This is a genomic window from Glaciimonas soli (assembly GCF_009497155.1).
GTDB classification, from domain to species: Bacteria; Pseudomonadota; Gammaproteobacteria; order Burkholderiales; family Burkholderiaceae_D; genus Glaciimonas; species Glaciimonas soli.
In genome coordinates this window covers 198,127-221,646 of sequence record NZ_WINI01000008.1, presented here as the reverse complement: position 1 = coordinate 221,646, position 23,520 = coordinate 198,127, and the positions used below count along the sequence as shown (strand labels likewise).

The following is a 23,520-nucleotide window of genomic DNA, read 5'->3' as shown; positions in this document are numbered from 1 at the left end:
TAAGTAGTGATTTTGAACGATGCGTACGAAAATTACAAATGTTCAACCATTTTTTATACAAAAAACAGTGATCTTTTACGAAGCTTGGATATAACTTAATCTTAAGTTAACGCAAACTTGAATAAAACACATGTAATTGCGTTACCTGTTGTTCCAAAGAGGCGGTATCGACATTATTCGTAATCACATCATCGGCAACGGCCAAGCGCTGTTGGCGCGATGCTTGTGTTGCCATGATAGCGCGTACTTGCGCTTCGTTCAGCGTACTGCGCGATGTATTGTGCGCGTCTTTCTGCTTATCTCTGTGTAATACTCGCTCAATTTGCGTCGCCTCATCGCAATCAACAACCAAAATGCGGTTAGCACGTCGTCGCCAATTGCCAGATTCGACCAACAATGGCACTACCAATATGACATATGCGCCAACAGCCTGTTCAGCGGCTAGTGCCGTTTCAGCGCGAATCAGTGGGTGTAGTATTGCTTCAAGGCGTAGCTTGGCACTGTGATCAGAGAATACATGTTCGCGCATTTTGACGCGATTCATCGCGCCGTTGGCGGCGATGAAGTCATTGCCAAAAGTGTCGCGAATGGCGGCTATAGCTTTGCCATCAGGGGTAGTAAGTTGATGAGCGATTACATCGGTATCAATAATCGCCGCACCATGAGTAGCAAATAAATTTGCTACCGTGGTTTTACCGCTACCTATGCCGCCGGTCAGACCGACGGTAAAGCGACTTGGTTTGGTGTGAGATGTTTGGGATGGCATGCGTGATTAAACCATAAATAGGGCATACGCAAAACTGTCCCATCGGTGTTGTCTCTACTTGCCGTACTGTCTGCGTATGGCACATCATGCTGAGACAATACTAAACCACAAAATTAAAAAAAGTCTCCAAAATTGGCTTCCCATATAGCAATGCCAATAAACCGGCAGCAGCTAAATAAGGGCCAAAGGGGATGGGGTTATCGCGTCCACGTTTGCTAAAGAGTATAAGCGCGATGCCGACAAGCGCGCCGACTACCGACGAAAACAAGATAATCACCGGGAGCATTTTCCAGCCCAGCCATGCACCTAGTGCTGCCAGTAACTTGAAGTCACCATAACCCATGCCTTCTTTGCCAGTCGCGAGTTTGAATATCCAGTAAATTGACCACAATGCCAGATAACCGATAGCTGCGCCGATTACAGCGTCACTCAATGGGACGAACGTGCCATTGAGGTTAATTAGCAAACCGCACCACAATAATGCCAATGTCAAATCATCTGGCAATAATTGCGTGTCTGCGTCAATAAATGTCATGGCGATTAGCAGATAGCCAAACAGTAGCGTCGCCAGCCCCATCCAGCCGCTGCCAAAATGCCAGATCAGAAATGCCGATAGTGCGCCAGTAAATAATTCGACCATCGGGTAGCGTGCCGAGATGGGAGTTTTGCAGGCCGAGCATTTGCCGCGCAAAACCAGGTAGCTTACCACCGGAATATTTTCTAGCGCGCCAATTTGATGATGGCATTTTGGGCAAGCTGAACGTGGTAACGTCAGATTGTAGCGATCTGTGTGCGGAAGCGCCTGACCGCTTTCATGTGCGACATAATTGTCCGATTCGCGCTGCATCATGATGGGCAGGCGATGGATCACGACATTCAAAAAACTGCCAACTAACAGACCGAAAATACCAGCGAAAATGGCTGGAATCAGACTACCTGCTGCTGCGAAAAAAATGCCATCGGTGGTGTTACTGAGTAATTCGTTCAACATGATAGGGCTTTAAAAACCCTTCTCCTGTTTGCGGGAGAAGGGAGGTGCAGCGATTATCTGCACAGATACTGAGGGCTTGTGAAAGAGCTGATGTAACACAGGAGGAAATTAAACCACTGAGCCCAATTTAAAGATAGGCAAGTACATTGCGATAACCAAACCACCGATGATTACACCCAAAATCACCATAATGAAGGGCTCCATCAAACTCGATATTGATGCCACGGCCTCATCGACTTCTGCCTCAAAGAAATCGGCGACTTTGCCTAACATTTGATCTAGCGCACCGGACTCTTCGCCGATGGAGACCATTTGCGTCACCATATTCGGGAAAATTTCGGCATTTTGCATGGCAACTGTCAAGCTGGTTCCGGTACTGACCTCACCCTGAATTTTTTTGGTTGCATCCAGATACACCATATTGCCAGAAGCGCCGCCAACCGAATCGAGCGATTCGACCAAAGGTACGCCGGCGGCAAACATGGTTGCCAATGTTCGGGTCCAGCGGGCAATAGTCGCTTTTCGTATTACTTCACCGAATATAGGGAATTTTAATAGCGCGCTATCCATGAAGCGCTGCATTTTGAGGGAACGTTTCCATGATTGGAAAAACAGATAAAAACTAATAAACATGCCGCCAAAAATGAACATCCAGTTTGCCACGAAAAAGTCAGAGATGCCCATGACGATTAAAGTTGGACCTGGTAAGTCGGCGCCAAAACTGGAAAAGACTGTCTTGAAAGCGGGGACTACCCAAATCATGATGACTGCCGTGACGATAAATGCGACCGCCAAAATAGCCACCGGATAAAATAGTGCCGATTTAATCTTGGCTTTAATCGCAATGGTTTTTTCTTTATAGGTTGCTAAACGGCTTAACAAATCTTCCAAAATACCTGCTTGCTCACCTGCGCCAACCAGATTGCAGAACAGTGGATCAAAATACAGAGGGAATTTGCGGAATGCCTGATTCATACTGGTACCGGTTTCAACATCGGCACGGATCTCATTGATCAGTTTGGATACCGATGGATTGGCATGTCCTTTGGCGACAATATCAAATGATTGCAATAATGGCACACCGGCCTTCATCATGGTCGCTAGCTGGCGGGTAAATAGTGCGATATCTTTCTCGGTAATTTTCTTACCGCTACGCATGGTTTTTTTCTTGATTTTGATGACTTTAATGCCTTGTCGACGCAAGTTAACATTGACCACGGCTTCGCCGCTGGCTCGGACTTCGCCGCGCACGGTACGACCTTTTTTGTCCTTGCCTTCCCAAGCGTAAACCCGTTCTTTAACCTGAAGTGCGGTGCCGCGTGCATTTGCTGCAGTTGCCATGGACTGTATTCCTTACGATGCTTTGTTATTTAGTAGCTAATGTGACGAATTTTGTCATTCTTACTCGCATGTCGAAGAGGAGCAAAACGTGTGCCACTGCTTATACGTTGGTGCAGCCTACGACTTCTTCTAAACTCGTCAATCCAAGTTTTACTTTAACCAGTCCTGATTGACGTAAAGTTTTGACGCCATCCAGTTTTGCTTGTGCTTCAATTTCCAGTGCAGTGCCATGCGAGAGAATGATGCGTTCGATGTCTTCTGAAATCGGCATGATCTGATAAATGCCGACCCTGCCTTTGTAGCCGCTACCGCTGCAACGATCGCAGCCAACCGGCTTATAGGGCATCCAGGTGCCATCGCAATCGTCTTCGGTAAACCCTGCTTCTATGAGCGCTTCCTCTGGCACCAATAAAGGTTGTTTGCAAGTACACAAACGTCGTGCCAGCCGCTGTGCTGTAATCAAAATCACCGATGAGGCGATATTGAACGCTGGCACACCCATATTCATCAAACGCGTCAAGGTCGACGGCGCATCGTTGGTATGTAGTGTGGAAAACACCATATGTCCGGTTTGCGCTGCTTTGATTGAGATGTCGGCGGTTTCCAGATCACGGATTTCCCCCACCATAATGATGTCAGGATCTTGACGGAGAAAAGCCTTTAGCGCGACCGGGAAAGTCAGGCCGGCACGGTCATTGATATTGACTTGATTGACGCCTGGAAGGTTAATCTCGGCCGGATCTTCCGCCGTTGAAATATTGATGCCGGGTTGATTCAGGATATTTAAACAGGTGTACAGCGATACGGTTTTGCCCGACCCGGTAGGGCCAGTCACCAGTACCATGCCGTAAGGGCGTTGAATCGCATCCATCAGAATCGCTTTTTGATCCGGATCGTAGCCCAGCGCATCAATCCCCATTTGCGCCTGACTAGGATCGAGAATACGCATGACGATTTTTTCGCCAAATAAAGTCGGTAAGGTACTGACCCGGAAATCAATTGCGCGGGTTTTGGAAACCACCAAACGCATGCGTCCATCTTGCGGCACACGCTTCTCGGAAATATCTAGTCGCGACAGCACTTTGATGCGCGAAGCTAGTTTTTCTTTGATCGACAATGGTGGTTGCGCCATATCACGTAACACGCCATCGACGCGGAAACGGACACGATAGAATTTTTCAAATGGTTCGAAATGTAAATCTGATGCGCCTTGATTGATCGCATCTGTTAATAATTTTTGTAAAAAGCGTACGACAGGCGCATCCTCAACATCATTCGCATTGGTTGCGTCAGCGGCGGAGAGAGCTGTATCTTCTTCTGCGAAATTGATTTCGTCATCATCTCCGACCATTTCCTGGAGACTTTGCTCGGCGCTTTTAGCATTTTTTTGTATTAGCTTGAGCAGCAACGGCCGCTCAACAATAATGGGTTCAACCGTCAGCTCGGTGTGAAACTTGATTTGAGCTAACACCTGCGTATTGGTAGGGTCGGAAATGGCTACGTAAATTTTATTACCGCGCTTGGCCAAAGCGATGACGCTTTGCTCTAGCATCAATTTGGAGTCGATCGCTTTTTCTGGCAGTGACGCGAGGTTTAGTGCGTTCAGATCAAGTAATGGGTAGCCAAAGGTTTCTGCGCAAAACATGGCCAAATCATAGGAATTCAGATGCCCGGAACTGAGCAAAACATCAATGAAAGGGGTTTTCTCACCACTTTCACCGCTGATAGTTTTATTTATTCCTTCGATTTGCGCAGATGACAAGCGCCCAGCCTGTAACAGCGCACGTGCTAGTCCAGACATCGTGCTGTTCGTGGAGGTATTAGGGAGAACCGCAGCCATAGGGGAAACCAATACAGAATCAGTAAAAGATGCATTAGGGCAATTCGATTGTGCGATGATGCCCTATAAACAACTCATCTGTAAAGGTTTTGCTGGCCTAGTTTGCTGCTTATTACGACAATACTTATAAACTTGCTCGTAACACGGTGAGGCGGTACGTCATGCTTGGAGTGGCCGTCAAATTAATTACGCATCAACTGCAGATTGCGCTCGTCGTCTTTGATGTTCCACCCAAATCTGCCGTACCAGATACGCCACTACCAGCAAATTTCCCAGCAAGACGGCGGCGTTGATGAGATTGAGATGATGCCAGAGGTGAAGTATTTCAACCGGGATGTAAATCCCGCCAGCAATCGCCCCTAACCAGGTCGCCCATATACGGTTGTGCCATAAGCCATAGGCCTCGGCAAAACGTAGTGTGATATAGGCCGCAGCTATCAATGCGATGGTGCGCCGATTTTCATCATTCAAAATATCTGCGTAGTGCAAAAAAATCGAAGAATAGCGAGAATCGGGATTAAGCCCAAAGTGGCCGATCAGAGCAATAGCCAGATGGCGAATGTCGTGATGCAGCAAGGTCAACAAGCCGAAAGTAACCAATATGGCTGCACAGCCCTTGAGCCCTTCAAACATGGCAATCAGCCGCATTGCGCGGCGTTCAGAGGCAGATGACGTGACGTGAGTGGTTGATGACATGTGAGGATTACAGCTTAATGTGGTTGTGCTTTCTGATGATTTTTCGGGCGTATTAATTTGGCGACTTTGATCGCCTGGTTTTGCACTTGGGTGATCTCGATCACGCAGCCGGCAATTTTTATGCTGACGTTATTTTCAGGAATATCCTGTAGCCATTCCAATAACAAGCCGTTCAGGGTTTTCGGACCATCTAACGGAAAATCCAATCCCAGGCGTTTGTTGATGTCCCGCAGTGTGGTGGCGCCTTCCAGCCGGCAAACTCCGTGCTCATCCCATTTGAAACTGTCGGCGCGCGCTGCACCGGGAACCGAGGTGGTAAATTCCCCTATCATTTCTTCGATAATATCTTCCAGCGTCACTAAGCCTTGCACTTCGCCATATTCGTCAATGACAACGCCGATACGTTCATGATTTTCCTGGAAATATTGGAGTTGCGTGAAAACGTCCGTGTCTTCCGGCACGAAGTACGGTGGTGTTAGCAGCGCACGGAAATGATCGATGCTGAGTTCATTTTCCTGATTCAGTAAAGCCATCGCTTTGCGTACATGCAAAATACCAACGATGTGATTGATTTCACCTTCGTACACCGGCAATTTGTTGTGATAACAAGTGGTTAGCTGATGTTTGATTTCTTCGACCGATACCGAGAGATTCAGCGCTTCCACTTGTGCCCGCGGCGTCATCACATCTTCGACTGAGATTTTTTCCAGATCGAATAAATTGAGCAAAATGCTTTTATGTTTTTGCGGGATGAAATTGCCACCTTCGAGCACGATAGAGCGCATTTCTTCAGGCGATACACGTAGGTCATGACTATTTTTTTCAGTGTCCAAACGTAGAATTTTGAGCAAGGTAGAAACAAAAATATTCACGAACCATAGTGCCGGTCTGGCAATGGTCATCAAGGGTCTGAGTACGAAACTGGCCGCCAGTGAGATGCGTTCGGGGAAAGTCGCGCCGATCACTTTCGGGGTGATTTCGCCAAAAATAATCAATAAAAAAGCCACGCCGGCGGTGGCGATGGTAATGACATCCTGATGATTGCCGAAGGCATTGATGGCAATCGCAGTGACTAGCGCGGTTGCCAGCGCATTGACCAGGGTATTGACAATCAGAATCAGTGATAACAATTTATCCGTGCGCTCGAGTAGCCACAAAGTGGTAGTCGCCGCTTTGCTGCCGCGTTTAGCAAGATGGCGCAGACGGTGTCGATTGGCCGCCATCAGGGCGGTTTCGGACATGGCGAATACAGCAGATAACAGAATTAAGATAGACAGTGCAAGAAATTGCACCCATATGGGAACGGTATCCAAAGGGTCACCGTAAAGAAAGAAGAGGATGGATTGAGTGTGTATTCATTTATAAATTGGTTCGTCGTATGCAGAAGGATGACGAAATTTTTTGCGGCCTTTATAGTAATGTTAGATGTTCAACTCCTCTCTCCCATCAGCGGGCGAGAGGAGCAATTCGATTAGTGATTGCGATCAACTGCAAACGTCGACAACTGCAGCAATGAGTCTTTAAATCGACTATCAGGCAATGTCGCTATAGCGTTGCTGGCGCGTTGTGATGATTTTTCAGCTTCCTGGCGAGTATAAGCTAGCGCACCTGATTGCGTAATAGCTGCGAGAATTTCGTCGAAATGTTGCTCATCGCCGTTCTCGATACAGCTGCGTACCAATTCTCGTTGGGCCGCTGTACCGTTCTGCATCAGATAAATGAGCGGCAAAGTTGCCTTGCCTTCGCGCAGATCATCACCAACATTTTTGCCGATATCGGCAGCGTTGCCAGAATAATCGAGTACATCATCAATCAACTGAAATGCGGTGCCGAGCGAACGGCCATATTCACCCACGGCATCGATCACGGCTTCATCACTACCCGCGATCAATGCGCCAAGCTGTGCAGCTGCTTCAAATAATTTCGCAGTTTTGGAGCGTATCACCTGCAGATAGCGTTCTTCAGTGATATCCGGGTCGTGCATATTAAGCAATTGCAGCACTTCGCCTTCAGCGATGACGTTGGTGGCATCGGCCACGATGTGCATGACGCGCGGATGATTCACCGTGACCATCATCTGGAATGCGCGTGAGTAAAGAAAGTCACCCACTAAAACTGACGCGGCATTACCAAACAGCGCATTAGCGGTTTGTCGGCCACGCCGTAATGATGATTCATCGACAACATCATCATGCAGCAACGTGGCAGTGTGAATGAATTCAATCACTGCGGCCAGATCGTGGTGTTTGTTGCCTTGATAGCCACAAGCTTGTGCGATCAACAATACCAACACCGGGCGCAAACGTTTACCGCCAGCGCTGATGATGTATTCGGCAATTTGATTCACCAATGGCACATCAGAATGCAATTGCTGACGGATAACCACATTGGTCGCCTCCATATCGGTGGCGATGGGATCCATGATGGATTGCTGTGAAGGGGGATGCAAAGCGGCAGACACAATAAAACCTGTTAGTAAATGGTAAGTGCCGTGATTATACGATGTTGGCTGGAATAGTCTTGCGTGTATGTATTAATTTCATATGTTTGCCCTTCCTCCGAGGGTGGAGGAAGGGCAAAAACTTATCGTTTTAACTTGGCAAATGCCGCTGCCATCGCACCATTGGCCGATTCTGGCGCCGGTGCATTCGAGCGTTGTTGATGTTGTGATAATCGTTTGGCATCATTGCGATCAGCACGTTGTTCGGGTTTGGCGCCGGGAACCGGTGCTGCATCCGTTAAACGCATGGTCAGCGCGATACGTTTGCGTTTTTCATCGACCTCTAGCACTTTTACCTTCACGACTTGTCCGGCCTTAACCACCGTATGCGGGTCTTTGACAAAGGTGTTGGAGAGCGCAGAAATATGCACCAAGCCATCTTGATGGACGCCGATATCGACAAACGCGCCGAAGGCGGCGACGTTGGTGACCACGCCTTCCAGTATCATGTCAGGGCGCAGATCACGGATTTCTTCTACGCCTTCTTTGAAAGTCGCTGTGGTGAATTCCGGGCGAGGATCACGTCCGGGTTTTTCCAGCTCTTTCAAGATGTCGCTGATGGTCGGCACGCCGAATTTTTCATCTGCGTATTTGGCAGGATTAAGCGACTTCAGCAAGCCGCCATCGCCGATTACACTCTTCACATCTTTCTTGATGTCGGCCAGAATTTTTTCTACCAATGGATAGGATTCAGGATGCACCGCTGAACTATCCAATGGATTTTCACCGCCCATCACACGCAAGAAGCCTGCTGCCTGTTCAAAGGTTTTATCGCCAAGACGCGGCACTTTGCGTAACGCTGCACGAGATGCAAATCCACCTTGCATATCGCGATAGGTCACAATGCTTTGCGCCACGCTGCTGCTCAATCCCGACACGCGAGCTAACAATGGGGCTGACGCCGTATTCACATCCACACCGACCGCATTCACGCAATCTTCCACCACTGCGTCGAGCGAACGTGCCAATTGGGTTTGTCCGACATCATGCTGATACTGACCGACGCCTATCGATTTCGGATCAATTTTCACCAGCTCTGCCAACGGGTCTTGCAAGCGTCGTGCAATTGACACTGCGCCACGTAGCGATACGTCCATATCCGGTAATTCTTTCGACGCAAACTCCGATGCCGAATACACGGATGCGCCGGCTTCTGACACGACGATTTTGGTCATCTGTAATTCTGGGCGCAGCTTAATTAAGTCTTGCGCAAGTTTGTCAGTTTCGCGTGACGCAGTACCGTTACCGATGGAAATCAGCGAGACCTTATGCTGTTCTGCCAATTGCGCCAAGGTGTGCAAGGAACCATCCCAATCGTTGCGCGGCTGATGTGGATAAATGGTGTGTGTAGCGACCACTTTCCCGGTGGCGTCAATCACGGCAACTTTCACGCCGGTGCGCAAGCCCGGATCCAAGCCCATGGTGGCACGCTGTCCGGCCGGTGCGGCCAGTAACAATGCTTTCAGATTGCGGGCAAACACGTTGATGGCTTCGACTTCCGCCTGCTCACGCAAATTGGTCATCAATTCAGTTTCCAGATGCATGAATACTTTGACGCGCCATGCCCAACGAACGGTATCCGATAACCATTTGTCAGCGGGACGATTTTGATTGGCGATGCCAAATTGTTTGGCAATCCGGCCTTCGCAAGGATTATGCGGCGCATCCCATTTCGGTTTTTCTTCTTCGGTATCCAAACGCAAAATGACACTCAGCATTTCTTCACGGCGACCACGGAATAACGCCAGCGCACGGTGCGATGGAATCGTGCCTAGCGTTTCGGAATAGTCGAAATAATCAGCGAATTTTTCACCGGCATCTTGCTTGCCTTCGATTACTTTGGATTCGACTACGCCATGCTCCAGCAAGTATTCACGCAACGATTGCAGTAGTGTAGCGTCCTCCGAAAAGCGCTCCATCAAAATTTGTCGTGCGCCATCCAGTGCCGCTTTTGTATCAGCCACGCCGGGATTGTCGCCGCTAGCGGTACTGAAAGCCGGCTTCAGATATTTGGCAGCTTCTTCCTCTGGATTTAATGCTGGGTTAGCCATCAAGGCGTCAGCCAACTCAGTTAAGCCAGCTTCAGCGGCGATTTGCGCTTTAGTGCGGCGTTTGAGTTTGTAAGGCAAATACAAATCTTCTAAACGGGTTTTGTCTTCCGCCAGACTAATATCGGCGAGCAACGCCGGTGTCATTTTCCCTTGTTCTTCGATGGAGGCAATGATAGACGCACGACGTGCTTCCAGTTCGCGCAAATAGCGCAAACGTTCTTCTAACAGGCGCAACTGGATATCGTCGAGACCACCGGTCACTTCTTTGCGATAGCGGGCGATAAACGGCACAGTCGCACCTTCATCCAGCAAGGCGACGGCGGCAGCAATCTGCACAGGTTTAGCAGCAATTTCGAGGGCGAGACGTTGTTCAATGGAAGGCAGCATGTGGGCTAAAGAATCATATTCAAGCGTTGGACAAGACGGCGATGATACGCAATTGGGAGAATTTCGCCAGTCTTGACAAGCGCATTAGCGCAAAGTGTTCGGGATAATAAATATCTTGTTGGAAATTTTGCTAGGAGCATTTATGATTCAAATGCAAACGATTGTGAAATAAATACTTTTTGATTGTGCCATCGCAGTCTAAGAAATAAGCTACTGACCACATTGATAAATAGACTACGTTTTGATGTTGTTTTTATTTTATTAACGTTAATAACTTTATTTTAGGGATTTATATGCATCTTTCAAAGCGTTTGGGTGCCGAGGCACTCGGTACATTCTGGTTAGTCCTTGGCGGTTGTGGCAGTGCTGTACTGGCTGCAGGTTTCCCTGGCCTTGGCATTGGCTTTGCTGGCGTTGCATTGGCTTTCGGCTTGACCGTATTGACGATGGCTTATGCGCTTGGCCACATTTCAGGTTGTCATTTGAATCCAGCGGTCACATTGGGTTTGGCAACAGCCGGTCGTTTTCCTAAAGCCGAAATAATTCCATACTGGATCGCCCAAGTCGTTGGTGGCATCATCGCTGCGGGAATTTTATATCTGATCGCTACGGGTAAAGCCGGTGCAGATATCGGCGGTTTCGCAGCGAATGGTTTTGGTGAGCATTCTCCAGGCGGCTTCTCGATGAATGCCGCGCTGATTTGTGAAGTCGTGATGACTTTCATGTTCTTGATGGTGATTCTGGGGGCAACCGATGCCCGCGCACCAGCAGGGTTTGCACCGATCGCCATCGGTCTTTGCCTGACCTTGATTCACTTGATCAGTATTCCTGTCACCAATACTTCGGTTAATCCAGCACGTAGCACCAGTCAGGCGATTTTTGTTGGTGGCTGGGCGCTGCAACAATTGTGGCTATTCTGGGTTGCACCGTTGGCGGGCGCGTTGTTGGCGGGGATTGTTTATCCGGCGATTTTCGGCGAAAAGAAGTAAGGAAAATAGATACTCAGTGTTAAAAAAAGCGCGGCATGCCGCGCTTTTTTGCGTTTAGAGAATGACGATCAAATGTTCTCTGCCAACGCTGCCAATGCGCTATGTATTGCTGTTTCAAGCTCAGGCATGGCAGATAAGATTTGTGCCCAATCATCGCTGCGTGAAAAACCTTCCATGCGCTGACATAGTTGCGCCACCTCTGGCATTTTTGCCATAGCAAATGCTCCTTTTATGGAGTGAAATTCACTTTTCGCCAACGCGCTATCTTGCTGAGTGATCGCGTGCCGGATGGCGACTAATGATTTCGCTGTTGTGTTGTGAAGCAGCGTAATCATGTCTTGCGTGAAGGGCGTGTGTTTCTGTGATATCGCTGCAGGTGCGAGCGTTACACCTTGATGGATTTTTTTGTTGCTGTATCGCGGGATATACTTATGCAGCACTTTATCGAGTGCCATTAACGATATTGGTTTGATCACGATATCAGTGATTCCCACTTCAATACAACGCTGTCTTTCTTCCGGTGTGGTGTGGGCAGAAATGGCGATGATCGGTATCGTATTGCGTTGATCACGTAAACAAGTAGCCAGAGCATAGCCACTCATCACTGGCATGTTCAGATCGGTCAACACGATATCGTAGTCTTCTTCGCCAAACGCACGCAATGCTTCCAGTCCATTTTCAACAATGTCTGCCTCACAACCTAGCAGTGTCAGTTGATCCCGTAACAAGGTGCGATTGAAAGGATGATCCTCTGCTACCAAGACGGTGATGGCGGCATACTCATCCTCCTCCTCGTTACCGTCACTGATTGCCGACACATGGTCAACCGTGGCGATTTCATCGCCAGCCTGCGCGATATGCAATGGCAGAGTCACAGTAAAGGTGCTGCCGACATTCAGTGTGCTTTCAACAGTAATGGTGCCACCCATTAATTGCGTCAATCGCTGGCACAGTGCCAGTCCTAAGCCGGTACCGCCGAAGCGTCGGTTGATGGAATTATCTGCCTGCATATACGCATCGAATAATGTCGACACACTTGTTTGGGCTATGCCAATGCCGGTGTCGCTGACACGAATGACAATCATGGCGACCCCCGTCTCAGCATTGACCGCAGTGCCAGAATACACATTGATGATCACGCCGCCAGCACTAGTAAATTTGATTGCGTTACTCACCAGGTTGGTGACGATTTGACGCAAACGCGTGGGATCACCGCGATACAATGGCGCAATCTCAGGTTCCACAATGCAAGACAGGCGAATGCCTTTGGATGTGGCGATCGTGGTGAAGATCGCCACCACATCCTGGAAGATGGTCGTCAATGCGAAAGGCACTTGTTCGAGTATCATTTGACGCGATTCGACCTTGGACAAATCAAGAATATCATTAATAATGCTCAGCAAAGAATTAGATGATGCGGTGATGATACCAAGGCGTTCATCTTGTTCAATGGACAGCGGCGCGTGACCTAGCAATTCCAGATTGCCGAGAATGGCATTCAGAGGTGTGCGGATTTCATGGCTCATCGTTGCCAAAAATGTCGATTTTGCACTGTTGGCATCGTTGGCGGCCTGACGTGCTTCTTCCAATTTCTGCTCTATCTGTTTTCCTGCGGTGATATCGGTGAATGCGCACAGTAGTGTGTCGATTCCCTGATATCTAGTTTCGACGATGTTGGCCAATAAATGGGTGGTGTTGCCATGTTCTGTGGCGAATGCAATTGGTACTTCTTGAATGTTCAGCGCGCTGTCTTTTTCTGCTGCATTAATGCTGCCAGAAGATGAGACTTTCTGACGATAAGTTTGCATCAGTTTTTGCGATAAAGACACATCGTGTAAGCGGCTGGCGTAGGCACTCATCACGTCATTTTGCAGCAATATTGTGCCATCCGCCGCTGTCAACAAAGCTAGTCCGACGGGGGCTGTGTTGATGATAGTGCGGTTCAGATTTTCACTCTCAAACACGCGTTGCGAACTGTGATACAAAGGTGTGAGCACCTTGCGATTAAACAACAGCAAAAAAGTCCACAACAACGCCAGCGTCAGCAGTACTGCAGCCATGATGCTGATGAGTTCGGTTTTTAACTCTGAAAAAATGGTGCGCCATGAATAGGCATACATCAAAGTCCAGCCCAGATCCGATAATTCACGCGTAGTCGAGAAAATGCCATGGGTATATTGATAGGAAAATGGCGTCGATAACGGCACATTACTGTGCCATGCAGGTGAATTCACGAGCTGCGTGGCCAGACTGGCTCCTGCCTCTTTTGTTTGTTCGGTTTCTAGCAGAATGTGGTGCTTTTGATCCAGGATGGCAAGTTCGCTATTCGGAGGCGCCTGATTCAAAATGTTTTGCATGACACTGGTCGAGATATTGCTACTGAAAATCAAAAATGGAACGCCATTGGCGAAAGCCGGTTGCACCATCGCAATGATATTTTCCCCATCTGCCGGACCGGGCATCGGCGGTAGCCAAATCGTGGCACGGCTTGCCAGCAAGCGCTGGTTGACGTCAGCATCTTTGAAATTCCCAAACCGCGCTGTAATACGTTGTATCTGCGCAGCAGTCACTTGTTCTGCCTGCTTCTCGGGGATATTTCTGATTTTTGAGTACGGGTAAATCGCGACGAAACTATTATCTGGAGCATAGATATAAGCGCTGTTAGATTCGATGGTATTTGCCTTGCGTAGTAGCAAGCTGTCATTAGAGAAATTACAAAAGACTTCTGTGATTGCCAGATATCGATTTAACGATTGGCTTGCTGCTTGTGTTGATTGGCCTGCGCCGGTGGTCATGATAAAAACTCTCTCGCCAGGTTCGCTGATTGGCAAAATTCCTCGTCCACCTTGCGCTGCGAGAGTACTAATGAATTTCTTATACGACTTAGGCGTTTCTTTCCAGCGTACTTCAGCGCTATAAGCCACACCGCGCAAATAGGTTTGCCGAATCAGCACGATCCTGCGGATGGCTTCGGCCGGCTGCTGCACAACAGTGCGGCTATCCGCAATGTTGTCTTTCACTTGCATCCACGCATCCAGCGCGCCGAGCAGCACGATCACTAGTGACAGCACTGCTCCGCCTCCAAACAGCAACGTGCGCTGATAACGCCCAAGTAATTTCAGTACCCTATTTTTTTGCTCAGCAGCCATAAGATAAATTGTGTCTTGTTTTAACAATGCGTTGTATTTGCGCCCGATATTATTACTTTTTATTAATTAGAACGGAATGTGAAAAACACGCTGTAGCCCTAGGAAACACATATTTGAGACTAGTCTTGCGGTTCAGGAAATTCACTTGGGACTATCCCTGTATCGATGACAGGGTGTGAAAAATATACTCGCTACATCACTAAATTCTAAAGCAAATAAAGAGCTGCTCACAAAGATTTAATGACGTTACACAGAGGTCGTCAGGTTGTTCATTATTTTGATCGCGACGTATCTCCGATGTAGAGGAAATCTCGAAAAACCATAGCAAACATCGTTATGCCTATTGCTGGCGTACTAAATCAGTTTTGCACAAGCAGTAGGTTTTCGAGATCTCCTTTGTTAAGTATTTTTTTAATTTCCTGGAGTTCTACAATGAATCAAGTTTATCGCGTAATCTGGAATGCAACAGCAGGCACATGGACCGCAGCGGCTGAAACTGCTAAAGGCCATACCAAGAGTACATCATCGATAGCGGTGAGGTCATTGGCGTTGGCATTGATCGCTTCGGCTGCTGTCGGTGTTTCTGTGCCACGTCGGGCAGAGGCGTATGTTGCGGGTGATGGTGCCGTACAAGGTAACCCTGGCAACACCGTCGTTGGTGACTATGCGGTTGGCAGCCAGGCCGATTGTGTCGACGAAGACGACAATGGCGGTGCTAAAGCATGTGCGGTGATAATCGGTAACGGTGCTTCTTCTACAGGCTCTGCTACCGTTGTTGTGGGCGATTATGCTACTACGACAGGTAATCAGTCAGTTGCTATTGGCTCGTGGGCAAATGCGGCGGGTAGTGATTCGTCAGCGATTGGTGCTGGTGCCAAAGCAAATGGCAGCGGGGCCACTGCTATCGGTTCGAATTCCTCTGCGTCCAACGACCAGACGGTCGCCATTGGCGCGTTCGCATCTGCATTCGGTTCGGGCTCCAGTGCCATCGGTTATTCCGCCATAGCAGACGGGCAGGACAGCCTTGCTATTGGTAGTTCTGCTGGCGTTGTAGGTCAGGGCGCCATTGCCTTAGGAAGCTCGGCTCTTTCATCGGGCGACAATACCGTTTCGGTGGGGACCGCTGCACTGACTAATGGTGATTCATCGGTGGCCGTGGGTGCAAATGCTTATGCATTGAGAGATTATGGCGTTGCCTTGGGCGCTGACGCGAGCTCGTCGGGTATTTCAGCGACCGCCATTGGCTCGTCTGCAACCGCCGGTGGCCAGGCGTCCATTGCGCTGGGTTCGGGAGCATATACAAATAGTGATTATTCCGTTGCATTGGGCTCTAACACGAGAGTATTGGGAGCTTCAGCGACCGCCATTGGCTCGTCTGCAAAGGCCAATGGCCAAGCGTCCGTGGCGCTGGGTTCGCAAGCATTCGCATCGGCAGACAATTCGGTAGCGCTGGGCGCTGGCTCGACGACCAACGCCATTCTGTCTGCTAGCGCATACAATCCCGGCGCTTCGACACTGGCCGGTATTGTGCCTGTGGGCGAGGTGTCAGTGGGGTCGGTCGGAAACGAACGCCGCATGACCAATGTCGCCGCTGGTTCTGCTGCGACCGATGCTGTGAACGTCAGTCAATTGACATCGGAAGCTGCGAAATCGAACACGCTCGGCAATAGCGTCGCTACAGCGCTGGGCGGTACCGCAGCCTACGACTCCTCTACTGGCGCAATCACCCTCCCAAGTTATACCGTGCAAGGCACAACTTACAATGATGTGGGTGCTGCGCTGGACGGTCTTAACACTGGTTTGAACACGACCAACACTAACGTTACTAACGTTGCCGGTGACCTTACGACTTTGACCAACAACATCAACAATGGCACCGTCGGCCTGGTGCAGCAAGCTGCAGCCGGTGCCGATCTGACGGTTGGTAAAGATACTGACGGTGTTAACGTCAGTTTTGCGGATAAGGATGGCAACACACGTACATTGACTAATGTGACAGCGGGCAATCTCTCCGCAACCAGCACAGATGCGGTGAATGGTTCGCAGTTGTTCGCAACGAATACACAAGTTGGTCAGAACACCGTCAATATTGCAAAGAACACTGGCGACATCAGTAACCTGGATGGCCGTGTGATTATCAATGAAGGTGACATCAGCAATCTGACCAATAACCTGAATAACGGCACAATAGGTTTAGTGCAGCAAGCTGCAGCTGGTGCCGATCTGACGGTTGGTAAAGATACGGACGGTGTTAACGTCAGTTTTGCGGATAAGGATGGCAACACGCGTACATTGACTAATGTGACAGCAGGTACTGCCGGTACGGATGCGGTCAATCTTGATCAGTTGAATGCGGTCAAAAATCAAGTTGGTAATTTGAGCGACCTGGCTGTAACTTACGACGATCCGTCGAAAGCGTCGATCACATTGAGCGGTGCTGCGGGTACGCAAATCAAGAACGTCATGGCTGGAACCGATGCGACTGATGCAGTGAATGTAGGTCAATTGGATGCTGCAAAAACTGACTTAGGCGCACAGATCACGACAGTGTCGAACAATCTGAGTACGCAGATTGGTGATGTTACGACTAATCTGACAGCGGCGACGCGCTTCTTTAAAGCCGATGGTTTGACTGCCGATGCCGATGCTCAGGTAACAGTGGGTTCGAATTCGGTTGCCATTGGTGCGAACTCTGTTGCGAGCGAAGCCAATACGGTCTCGGTAGGTGCGGTTGGTAGCGAACGTAAGATTGTTAACGTCGCTGCTGGTGTGAACACTACTGATGCAGTCAATGTTGGTCAATTGAGTGCGGTCTCGGGCGATGTCGGGCAGTTGGCTAATCAGGTGGTGAAGTACGATGCAAATCCAGATGGTTCGATCAATTATGGCAGCGTGACTTTGGCTGGAGATCCAGCGACTGGTACGCAATTGAAAAATATTGCTGATGGTGTCGATGCACACGATGCAGTGAACGTAGGTCAATTGGATGCTGCAAAAACTGACTTAGGCGCGCAGATCACGACAGTATCGAACAATCTGAGTACGCAGATTGGTGATGTTACGACTAACCTGACAGCGGCGACGCGCTTCTTTAAAGCTGATGGTTTAGCTTCAGACGCAGATGCACAAGTGACTGCCGGTTCGAATTCGGTAGCGATTGGCGCCAACTCGGTTGCTAACCGTAGTAACAGTGTTTCTGTCGGTGATGTCGGTAGCGAGCGTCAAATCGTCAATGTTGCAGAAGGTACCGTTGGTACGGATGCGGTCAATCTTGATCAGTTGACCGCGGTCAAAAATCAAGTTGGTAATTTGAGCGACCTGGCTGTGACTTACGACGATCCGTCGAAAGCGTCGATCACATTGAGCGGTGCTGCGGGTACGCAAATCAAGAACGTCATGGCTGGAACCGATGCGACTGATGCAGTGAACGTAGGTCAATTGGATGCTGCGAAAACTGACTTAGGCGCGCAGATCACGACAGTATCGAACAATCTGAGTACGCAGATTGGTGATGTTACGACTAACCTGACAGCGGCGACGCGCTTCTTTAAGGCTGATGGTTTAGAGGCTGATACAGAGGCACAAGTGACTGCCGGTTCGAATTCGGTAGCGATTGGCGCCAACTCGGTTGCTAACCGTAGTAACAGTGTTTCTGTCGGTGATGTTGGTAGTGAGCGTCAAATCGTCAATGTTGCAGAAGGCACCGTTGGTACGGATGCGGTCAATCTTGATCAGTTGACCGCGGTCAAAAATCAAGTTGGTAATTTGAGCGACCTGGCTGTGACTTACGACGATCCGTCGAAAGCGTCGATCACATTGGACGGTGCTGCTGGAACACAAATCAAGAACGTTGCGAATGGTGTGGATAACAACGATGCAGTCAATGTGTCGCAACTGAAGGCGTCTGGCCTGATCGATACGAATGGCAATGCGTTGGCAGCGGTGACTTACGATCAAAACGCTGACGGTTCGATCAACTACAACAGCGTGACCATGGGTAATGGTAAGTCGACTGGCCCGGTCGCAATTCATAACGTTGCGGCAGGTGTAGACGATACTGATGCTGTCAACGTAAAACAGCTTACTGATTCGTTGGCGAAAAGTGGTTTGGCTGATGCAGACGGTAATGCCCTGGACGCTGTGGTGTATGACCCGGGAAGCAACCGTGGTCAGGTGACGTTAGGCGGTCTGGGTGCGACTACCAACGTTATATTAACCAACGTGGCAGCAGGTCGTATCACCGCAACCAGCACTGATGCCGTCAATGGTAGCCAGTTGTTCGGTTTGCAGCAGCAGGTAACCAATATCGATAATCGTTTGACTACGGTAGAGGCAAATCCTGCTGTGGTTAATCCGCCAGCTCCTCCGGCAGAGGCTAATCCGCCAGCATCTTCGGTAGAGGCTAATCCACATGTAGCAACGACGGATGATGCGACTGGCACTATCCATGCAGCTACGGTTAATGGAACCAGCGCTGTGGCAGTCGGCGCTGGTGCGACTGCCAGTAACAACAACAGCGTCGCGTTGGGTGCTGGGTCGGTCACTACGCAAGACAACTCGGTTTCGGTTGGATCTGCTGGTAACGAACGTGCTATCACTAACGTACAAGCTGGTGTAAATGATACTGATGCTGCCAACGTCGGCCAGATGAATACAGCTATTAGCAACTCCGCAAGTCAAACCTTGCAGAGCGCGAATAGCTACACTGATCAACGCTTTAATCAAGTTGAACAAGATATCAACAATGTTGATAGGTATGCGCGTCAGGGTATTGCGGCGTCGGCGGCGTTGAATATGGTCACACCGTACTTGCCGGGTAAAACGACGCTAAATGCTGGTGTTGCTGGTTATCGTGGTGAGGTTGGTCTGGGTGTCGGGGTTTCGCACTGGAATCGTCGCGGTAATCTCAACGTGAACGCTGGCGTCTCCTCAGCCGGTGGCAATAGCACGATCATCCGTGCGGGTGTAGGTGTGGTATTTGGTGATTAATCGACGCCGAAACTGTTAAGTAACAGTGAAAAGGCTGTCACATCGCTTGAGCGAATTGATGTGGCAGCCTTTTATGTTTATCGCATCGATATTTAATTGAGTTTAGAAATATTAAATAATGACGAAATAATAAATTTTGAATTGCGTAAATGTCATTATGTTGTTGTTTGTAAATGAAAAATAGAAAGCGCACAATATGATTTATGGATGAGTATTCACTAATCCGCGCTACGTACTTACTCCATTATCAAATCATTCGTGAACTTTGTTATCAGTGCCGTTTTTGTTATTCATTATTCCAGAATGTTTGCGAATTTGGGTCGCGTTTATGCCTGATCAAACGAATGGAATTATTCTAATTTATAGGGTTTTTATGAGTAGGTTTAACATACGCGTGATGTTTGCGGATGATCATCCTGTTATGTTGTTGGGCATTCGACAAGCGCTGAAAGAAGTACAAACCATTGCTTATGTCGGCGATGCGAGCAATTCAACAGAGTTGGTCGACAAACTTAATTGCACCGAGTGTGATGTTTTGGTGACCGATTACGGCATGCCTGGTGGTGATTATGGCGATGGTCTGGCGATGCTATCGTTTCTTCGGCGATCTTATCCCTCATTGAAAATTGTTGTGCTGACGATGATGGATAACCCTGCCATGCTCAACGTTTTGTTGGCGCAACATGTGAATGGCGTGGTGAGTAAATCGGACGATGTTTCGCATTTGATACCCGCGATTCACGCCGCTTATTCCAATGGCCGTTATCTGTCGCCAGCGATAGAGGAAATGATTGGTGTCAGAACTGGCGACAAGATTGCCGGTATTGTGCCGGTGATGTTGACGCGTCGTGAAACCGAAGTTATTCGTTTATTAGGTGACGGTTTGACGGTCAACCAGATCAGCGAGCGTCTCAATCGCAGCAAAAAAACCATTAGCGGGCAGAAGATCAGCGCAATGAAAAAGCTAGGGATAACACGAGATATTGATATTTACAAATACGTGATGGAGACAGGGTTGGCGCTGTCGTCGACTATCACTATGGAGTGAGTTGATTGATGGGGCGATCATTTGATCTTACCGCCGCTCACCCGTTCTATCCCGGCCAAATCCTGCCAGCTTTGCACTTCATTAAAGTGCTGCTCCTGCAACAGTGCGCGCACTGCTGAAGCTTGGTCATAACCATGCTCCATCAACAACCAGCCATCAGGTTTTAAATGATTCTTTGCATCGGCAATGATGCGACGTAATGCCGATAACCCATCAGCATGATCGGTCAATGCATCAGTCGGTTCAAAGCGCAGATCGCCTTGCGATAAATGTTGATCGCCGTCGACGATGTAGGGTGGATTCGAAACAATGACGTCGAAGCGTTGTTCACTGAGCGCAGCATACCAGTCGCTTTGCACCGTGCGAAATAACGCCGTTGGTGCGAGGTGAGTCTCTGCATTGCGCTGGGTAACAGCCAATGCTGCAGCGCTGACATCAACCGCTGTCACAGCAACATCAGGACGACTGTGCGCAATCGCAATGGCAATCGCGCCAGAGCCGGTGCCGAGATCTAATACCGATAATTGTGTTGCGTCGTCTGGCAACCGATCTAAGGCCAGCTCGACTAGCAGTTCAGTGTCGGGGCGGGGGATTAATACGTCCGGCGTGACGATGAATTTCAAACCGAAAAACTCCCGTTTGCCGACGATATAGGCAATCGGTTCGCCCTGCTGGCGGCGCTGGAACAATGCTGATAATTGCTGTGCTTGTTGCGCATCTAGGGTGCGCTGATCTTGTGTGATCAATTGCGTGCGCGTCAATTGCAGCGCATGCATCAGCAGGATACGATTTTCCAGCGGCGGCAGAGGGGCGGTTTGCAGCACTTTGGCGATAGTGCTGCCGGACTCAACGGCGTATTGCGCGAAGATCTGCGTCATTATGAAAAACGGCGTTTATTTTCTCGTTTAAACAATGCCATGACCAATATCACGGCGATTACCACAAACCAGACTAATGACCATTGCGGGATCGATAAACCAAGGATGGGAGCGTAAACGGTAGAGCACAATGCCCAGGCATCGACTTTAAACACTGATGGTAATAATGATGCCATTGGCAAGGCATTCATCGGAGCTTCCAGTGCATCACGTCCGCATGAAACCGCTGGATGAGCGATGATCCATAAATGCCAGCCAGCCGTGGCGGCACCAGCAATGGCAGCCAAAATTCCCAGGCCAGCACCGGCTTTGCGTACGGCGTTCGGCATGCCGGCACAAATCAAACAAATCAGAGCAACGCTAGCAAAAGCGTAACGCTGAAGCACGCATAGCGGACATGGCTGCAAACCGACGACATGCTGCAGATAGAGTGCAGCGCCCAAAATGGCGAAAGCGATAAAGGCAACGCTGAGCAAAATGGATTTGGTTGTTTTCATAGTTTTATGCGTAGATGGAGGTTAATTGGCTTCTGCCGAAATATAGCGCAAGTATAAGATATGCGTAGCTTTCTTTGGTTCAAAACGCCAAGGGTATGCTTGGCAAGGCTGTTCAATACTGCTGGCAACACCCCATTCGTCGTTTCCGCGAATGCGCGAACCCATTTTAACCGTAAGGTGTATCCCCGCGTTCGGGAGGATGACGATGTTTTTTTCAAAAATGATCGGGAAGTATCAGCGTTGAACAGCCTTGCTATACATAGCATTATTAAAACCCCTTGCGGCCATTTATAGACTATCTCCCAGCGCCGCCAACAATTCAGCCTGATGTTCAGTGGCCAGGGCATTGGTCAATTCTTCCAGATCGCCATCCATGATGTAATCGAGTTTGTATAAGGTCAGGTTAATCCGGTGATCGGTCATGCGACCTTGTGGGAAATTATAAGTACGAATGCGTTCGCTGCGATCACCGGAGCCGATCAATGATTTGCGAGTGGCTGCTTCTTTCAATTGCTGCTCGCGTAATTGGCCGTCTTTTATGCGTGCCGCCAATACTTTTAATGCTGATGCTTTGTTTTTGTGTTGACTGCGATCATCCTGGCATTCGACCACAATGCCGGTCGGGATGTGGGTGATGCGGACGGCCGAATCGGTTTTGTTGATGTGTTGTCCGCCGGCGCCAGATGCTCGGTAGGTGTCGATACGGATATCGGCAGGATTGATGTCGACGTCTTCGACCTCGTCTGCTTCAGGCATGACCGCGACTGTGCAGGCTGACGTGTGAATCCGACCCTGGGTTTCGGTGGCGGGAACGCGCTGGACACGATGACCACCGGATTCAAATTTAAGCCTCGAATACACACCAAAACCGACCAGACGCACGATCACTTCTTTATATCCGCCGATTTCGGATGCTGATTCCGATACCATTTCAATTTGCCAGCGATTGCGTTCGGCGAAGCGGGTGTACATGCGCAGTAAATCGCCAGCAAATAAAGCCGATTCGTCACCACCGGTGCCAGCCCTGATCTCCAGAAAAATATTGCGCTCGTCATTGGGGTCTTTTGGTAATAGCATTTTCTGCAGATCCAGTTCCAGCTTTTCCATGCGACTTTTTGCGTTATTGATTTCTTCTTGCGCAAATTCTTTCATCTCAGGATCGGATTGCATTTCCTGCGCAGCGGCGATGTCATCGTTTGCCTGGGTAAAGCTTTGATACAGCTCGACCAGTGGACCTAATTCCGCATGTTCACGCGATAGTTTGCGATAACTATCCATGTTCTCGGTGGCTTCTGGCTGATTGAGTAAATCGCTGACTTCAACTAAGCGCTGCGACAGTTGGTCAAGCTTGGCAAGCATGGATGGTTTCATGGCGTCTTTAATGTAAAAATTGGGTGA

15 protein-coding genes are annotated in these 23,520 nt (G+C 49.1%); 3 read left to right on the top strand and 12 right to left on the bottom strand.

Features of this window, described 5'->3' with window-relative positions:
- Window positions 1-106: 106 nt before the first annotated feature.
- The 8 genes from coaE to GEV47_RS16360 all read right to left on the bottom strand — a co-directional run bounded on the left by coaE (window position 107) and on the right by GEV47_RS16360 (window position 10,572).
- Complete coding sequence (gene coaE, locus GEV47_RS16395) at window positions 107-766, bottom strand: dephospho-CoA kinase (protein WP_153235854.1); 660 nt, start codon at window positions 764-766, stop codon at window positions 107-109.
- A gap of 100 nt (window positions 767-866) precedes the next feature.
- Window positions 867-1,757, bottom strand: a complete 891-nt coding sequence (locus GEV47_RS16390) for a prepilin peptidase (protein WP_153235853.1) — start codon at window positions 1,755-1,757, stop codon at window positions 867-869.
- Window positions 1,758-1,865: 108 nt separating this feature from the next.
- Window positions 1,866-3,098 carry a type II secretion system F family protein gene (locus tag GEV47_RS16385; protein ID WP_153235852.1) on the bottom strand — a complete coding sequence of 411 codons (1,233 nt, stop codon included), beginning with the start codon at window positions 3,096-3,098 and terminating at the stop codon, window positions 1,866-1,868.
- A 100-nt stretch (window positions 3,099-3,198) separates the two neighbouring features.
- Window positions 3,199-4,899, bottom strand: coding sequence for a type IV-A pilus assembly ATPase PilB (gene pilB, locus GEV47_RS16380; protein ID WP_407646267.1), 1,701 nt, complete (start codon window positions 4,897-4,899; stop codon window positions 3,199-3,201).
- Between the two features lie 225 nt (window positions 4,900-5,124).
- The gene (locus GEV47_RS16375; protein ID WP_153235850.1) at window positions 5,125-5,634 is read right to left on the bottom strand and encodes a DUF2127 domain-containing protein; all 510 of its coding nucleotides are present in this window, start codon (window positions 5,632-5,634) and stop codon (window positions 5,125-5,127) included.
- 14 nt (window positions 5,635-5,648) lie between these two features.
- Window positions 5,649-6,947, bottom strand: coding sequence for an HlyC/CorC family transporter (locus GEV47_RS16370; protein WP_153235849.1), 1,299 nt, complete (start codon window positions 6,945-6,947; stop codon window positions 5,649-5,651).
- Window positions 6,948-7,105: 158 nt separating this feature from the next.
- Window positions 7,106-8,056, bottom strand: coding sequence for an octaprenyl diphosphate synthase (gene ispB / locus GEV47_RS16365; RefSeq protein ID WP_153235848.1), 951 nt, complete (start codon window positions 8,054-8,056; stop codon window positions 7,106-7,108).
- Between the two features lie 161 nt (window positions 8,057-8,217).
- Window positions 8,218-10,572 (bottom strand): Tex family protein, encoded by a 2,355-nt coding sequence (locus GEV47_RS16360; protein WP_153235847.1) that lies wholly within the window; start codon window positions 10,570-10,572, stop codon window positions 8,218-8,220.
- Window positions 10,573-10,865: 293 nt separating this feature from the next.
- On the opposite strand from GEV47_RS16360, the gene aqpZ reads away from it, so the two are divergent.
- Window positions 10,866-11,561 (top strand): aquaporin Z, encoded by a 696-nt coding sequence (gene aqpZ / locus GEV47_RS16355; RefSeq protein ID WP_153235846.1) that lies wholly within the window; start codon window positions 10,866-10,868, stop codon window positions 11,559-11,561.
- A 68-nt stretch (window positions 11,562-11,629) separates the two neighbouring features.
- On the opposite strand, the gene GEV47_RS16350 is transcribed toward aqpZ, so the two are convergent.
- Complete coding sequence (locus GEV47_RS16350) at window positions 11,630-14,710, bottom strand: hybrid sensor histidine kinase/response regulator (protein WP_153235845.1); 3,081 nt, start codon at window positions 14,708-14,710, stop codon at window positions 11,630-11,632.
- 432 nt (window positions 14,711-15,142) lie between these two features.
- Here GEV47_RS16350 and GEV47_RS16345 point away from each other — a divergent pair, with 432 nt between their 5' ends.
- On the top strand, window positions 15,143-19,699 hold the full coding sequence (locus GEV47_RS16345) for a beta strand repeat-containing protein (RefSeq protein WP_194270688.1): 4,557 nt from the start codon (window positions 15,143-15,145) through the stop codon (window positions 19,697-19,699).
- Window positions 19,700-20,072: 373 nt separating this feature from the next.
- Complete coding sequence (locus GEV47_RS16340; RefSeq protein ID WP_153235843.1) at window positions 20,073-20,747, top strand: response regulator; 675 nt, start codon at window positions 20,073-20,075, stop codon at window positions 20,745-20,747.
- Window positions 20,748-20,764: 17 nt separating this feature from the next.
- Here the strand turns inward: GEV47_RS16340 and prmC are convergent, their stop codons facing one another.
- The 3 genes from prmC to prfA all read right to left on the bottom strand — a co-directional run bounded on the left by prmC (window position 20,765) and on the right by prfA (window position 23,493).
- On the bottom strand, window positions 20,765-21,625 hold the full coding sequence (prmC, locus tag GEV47_RS16335) for a peptide chain release factor N(5)-glutamine methyltransferase (RefSeq protein ID WP_153235842.1): 861 nt from the start codon (window positions 21,623-21,625) through the stop codon (window positions 20,765-20,767).
- The gene (locus GEV47_RS16330) at window positions 21,625-22,122 is read right to left on the bottom strand and encodes a disulfide bond formation protein B (protein WP_153235841.1); all 498 of its coding nucleotides are present in this window, start codon (window positions 22,120-22,122) and stop codon (window positions 21,625-21,627) included. Before GEV47_RS16330 ends, prmC begins: the two co-directional genes overlap by 1 nt.
- A gap of 288 nt (window positions 22,123-22,410) precedes the next feature.
- Entirely contained in the window at window positions 22,411-23,493 is a 1,083-nt protein-coding gene (prfA, locus tag GEV47_RS16325) for a peptide chain release factor 1 (RefSeq protein ID WP_153235840.1), read from the bottom strand.
- Window positions 23,494-23,520 lie beyond the last annotated feature (27 nt).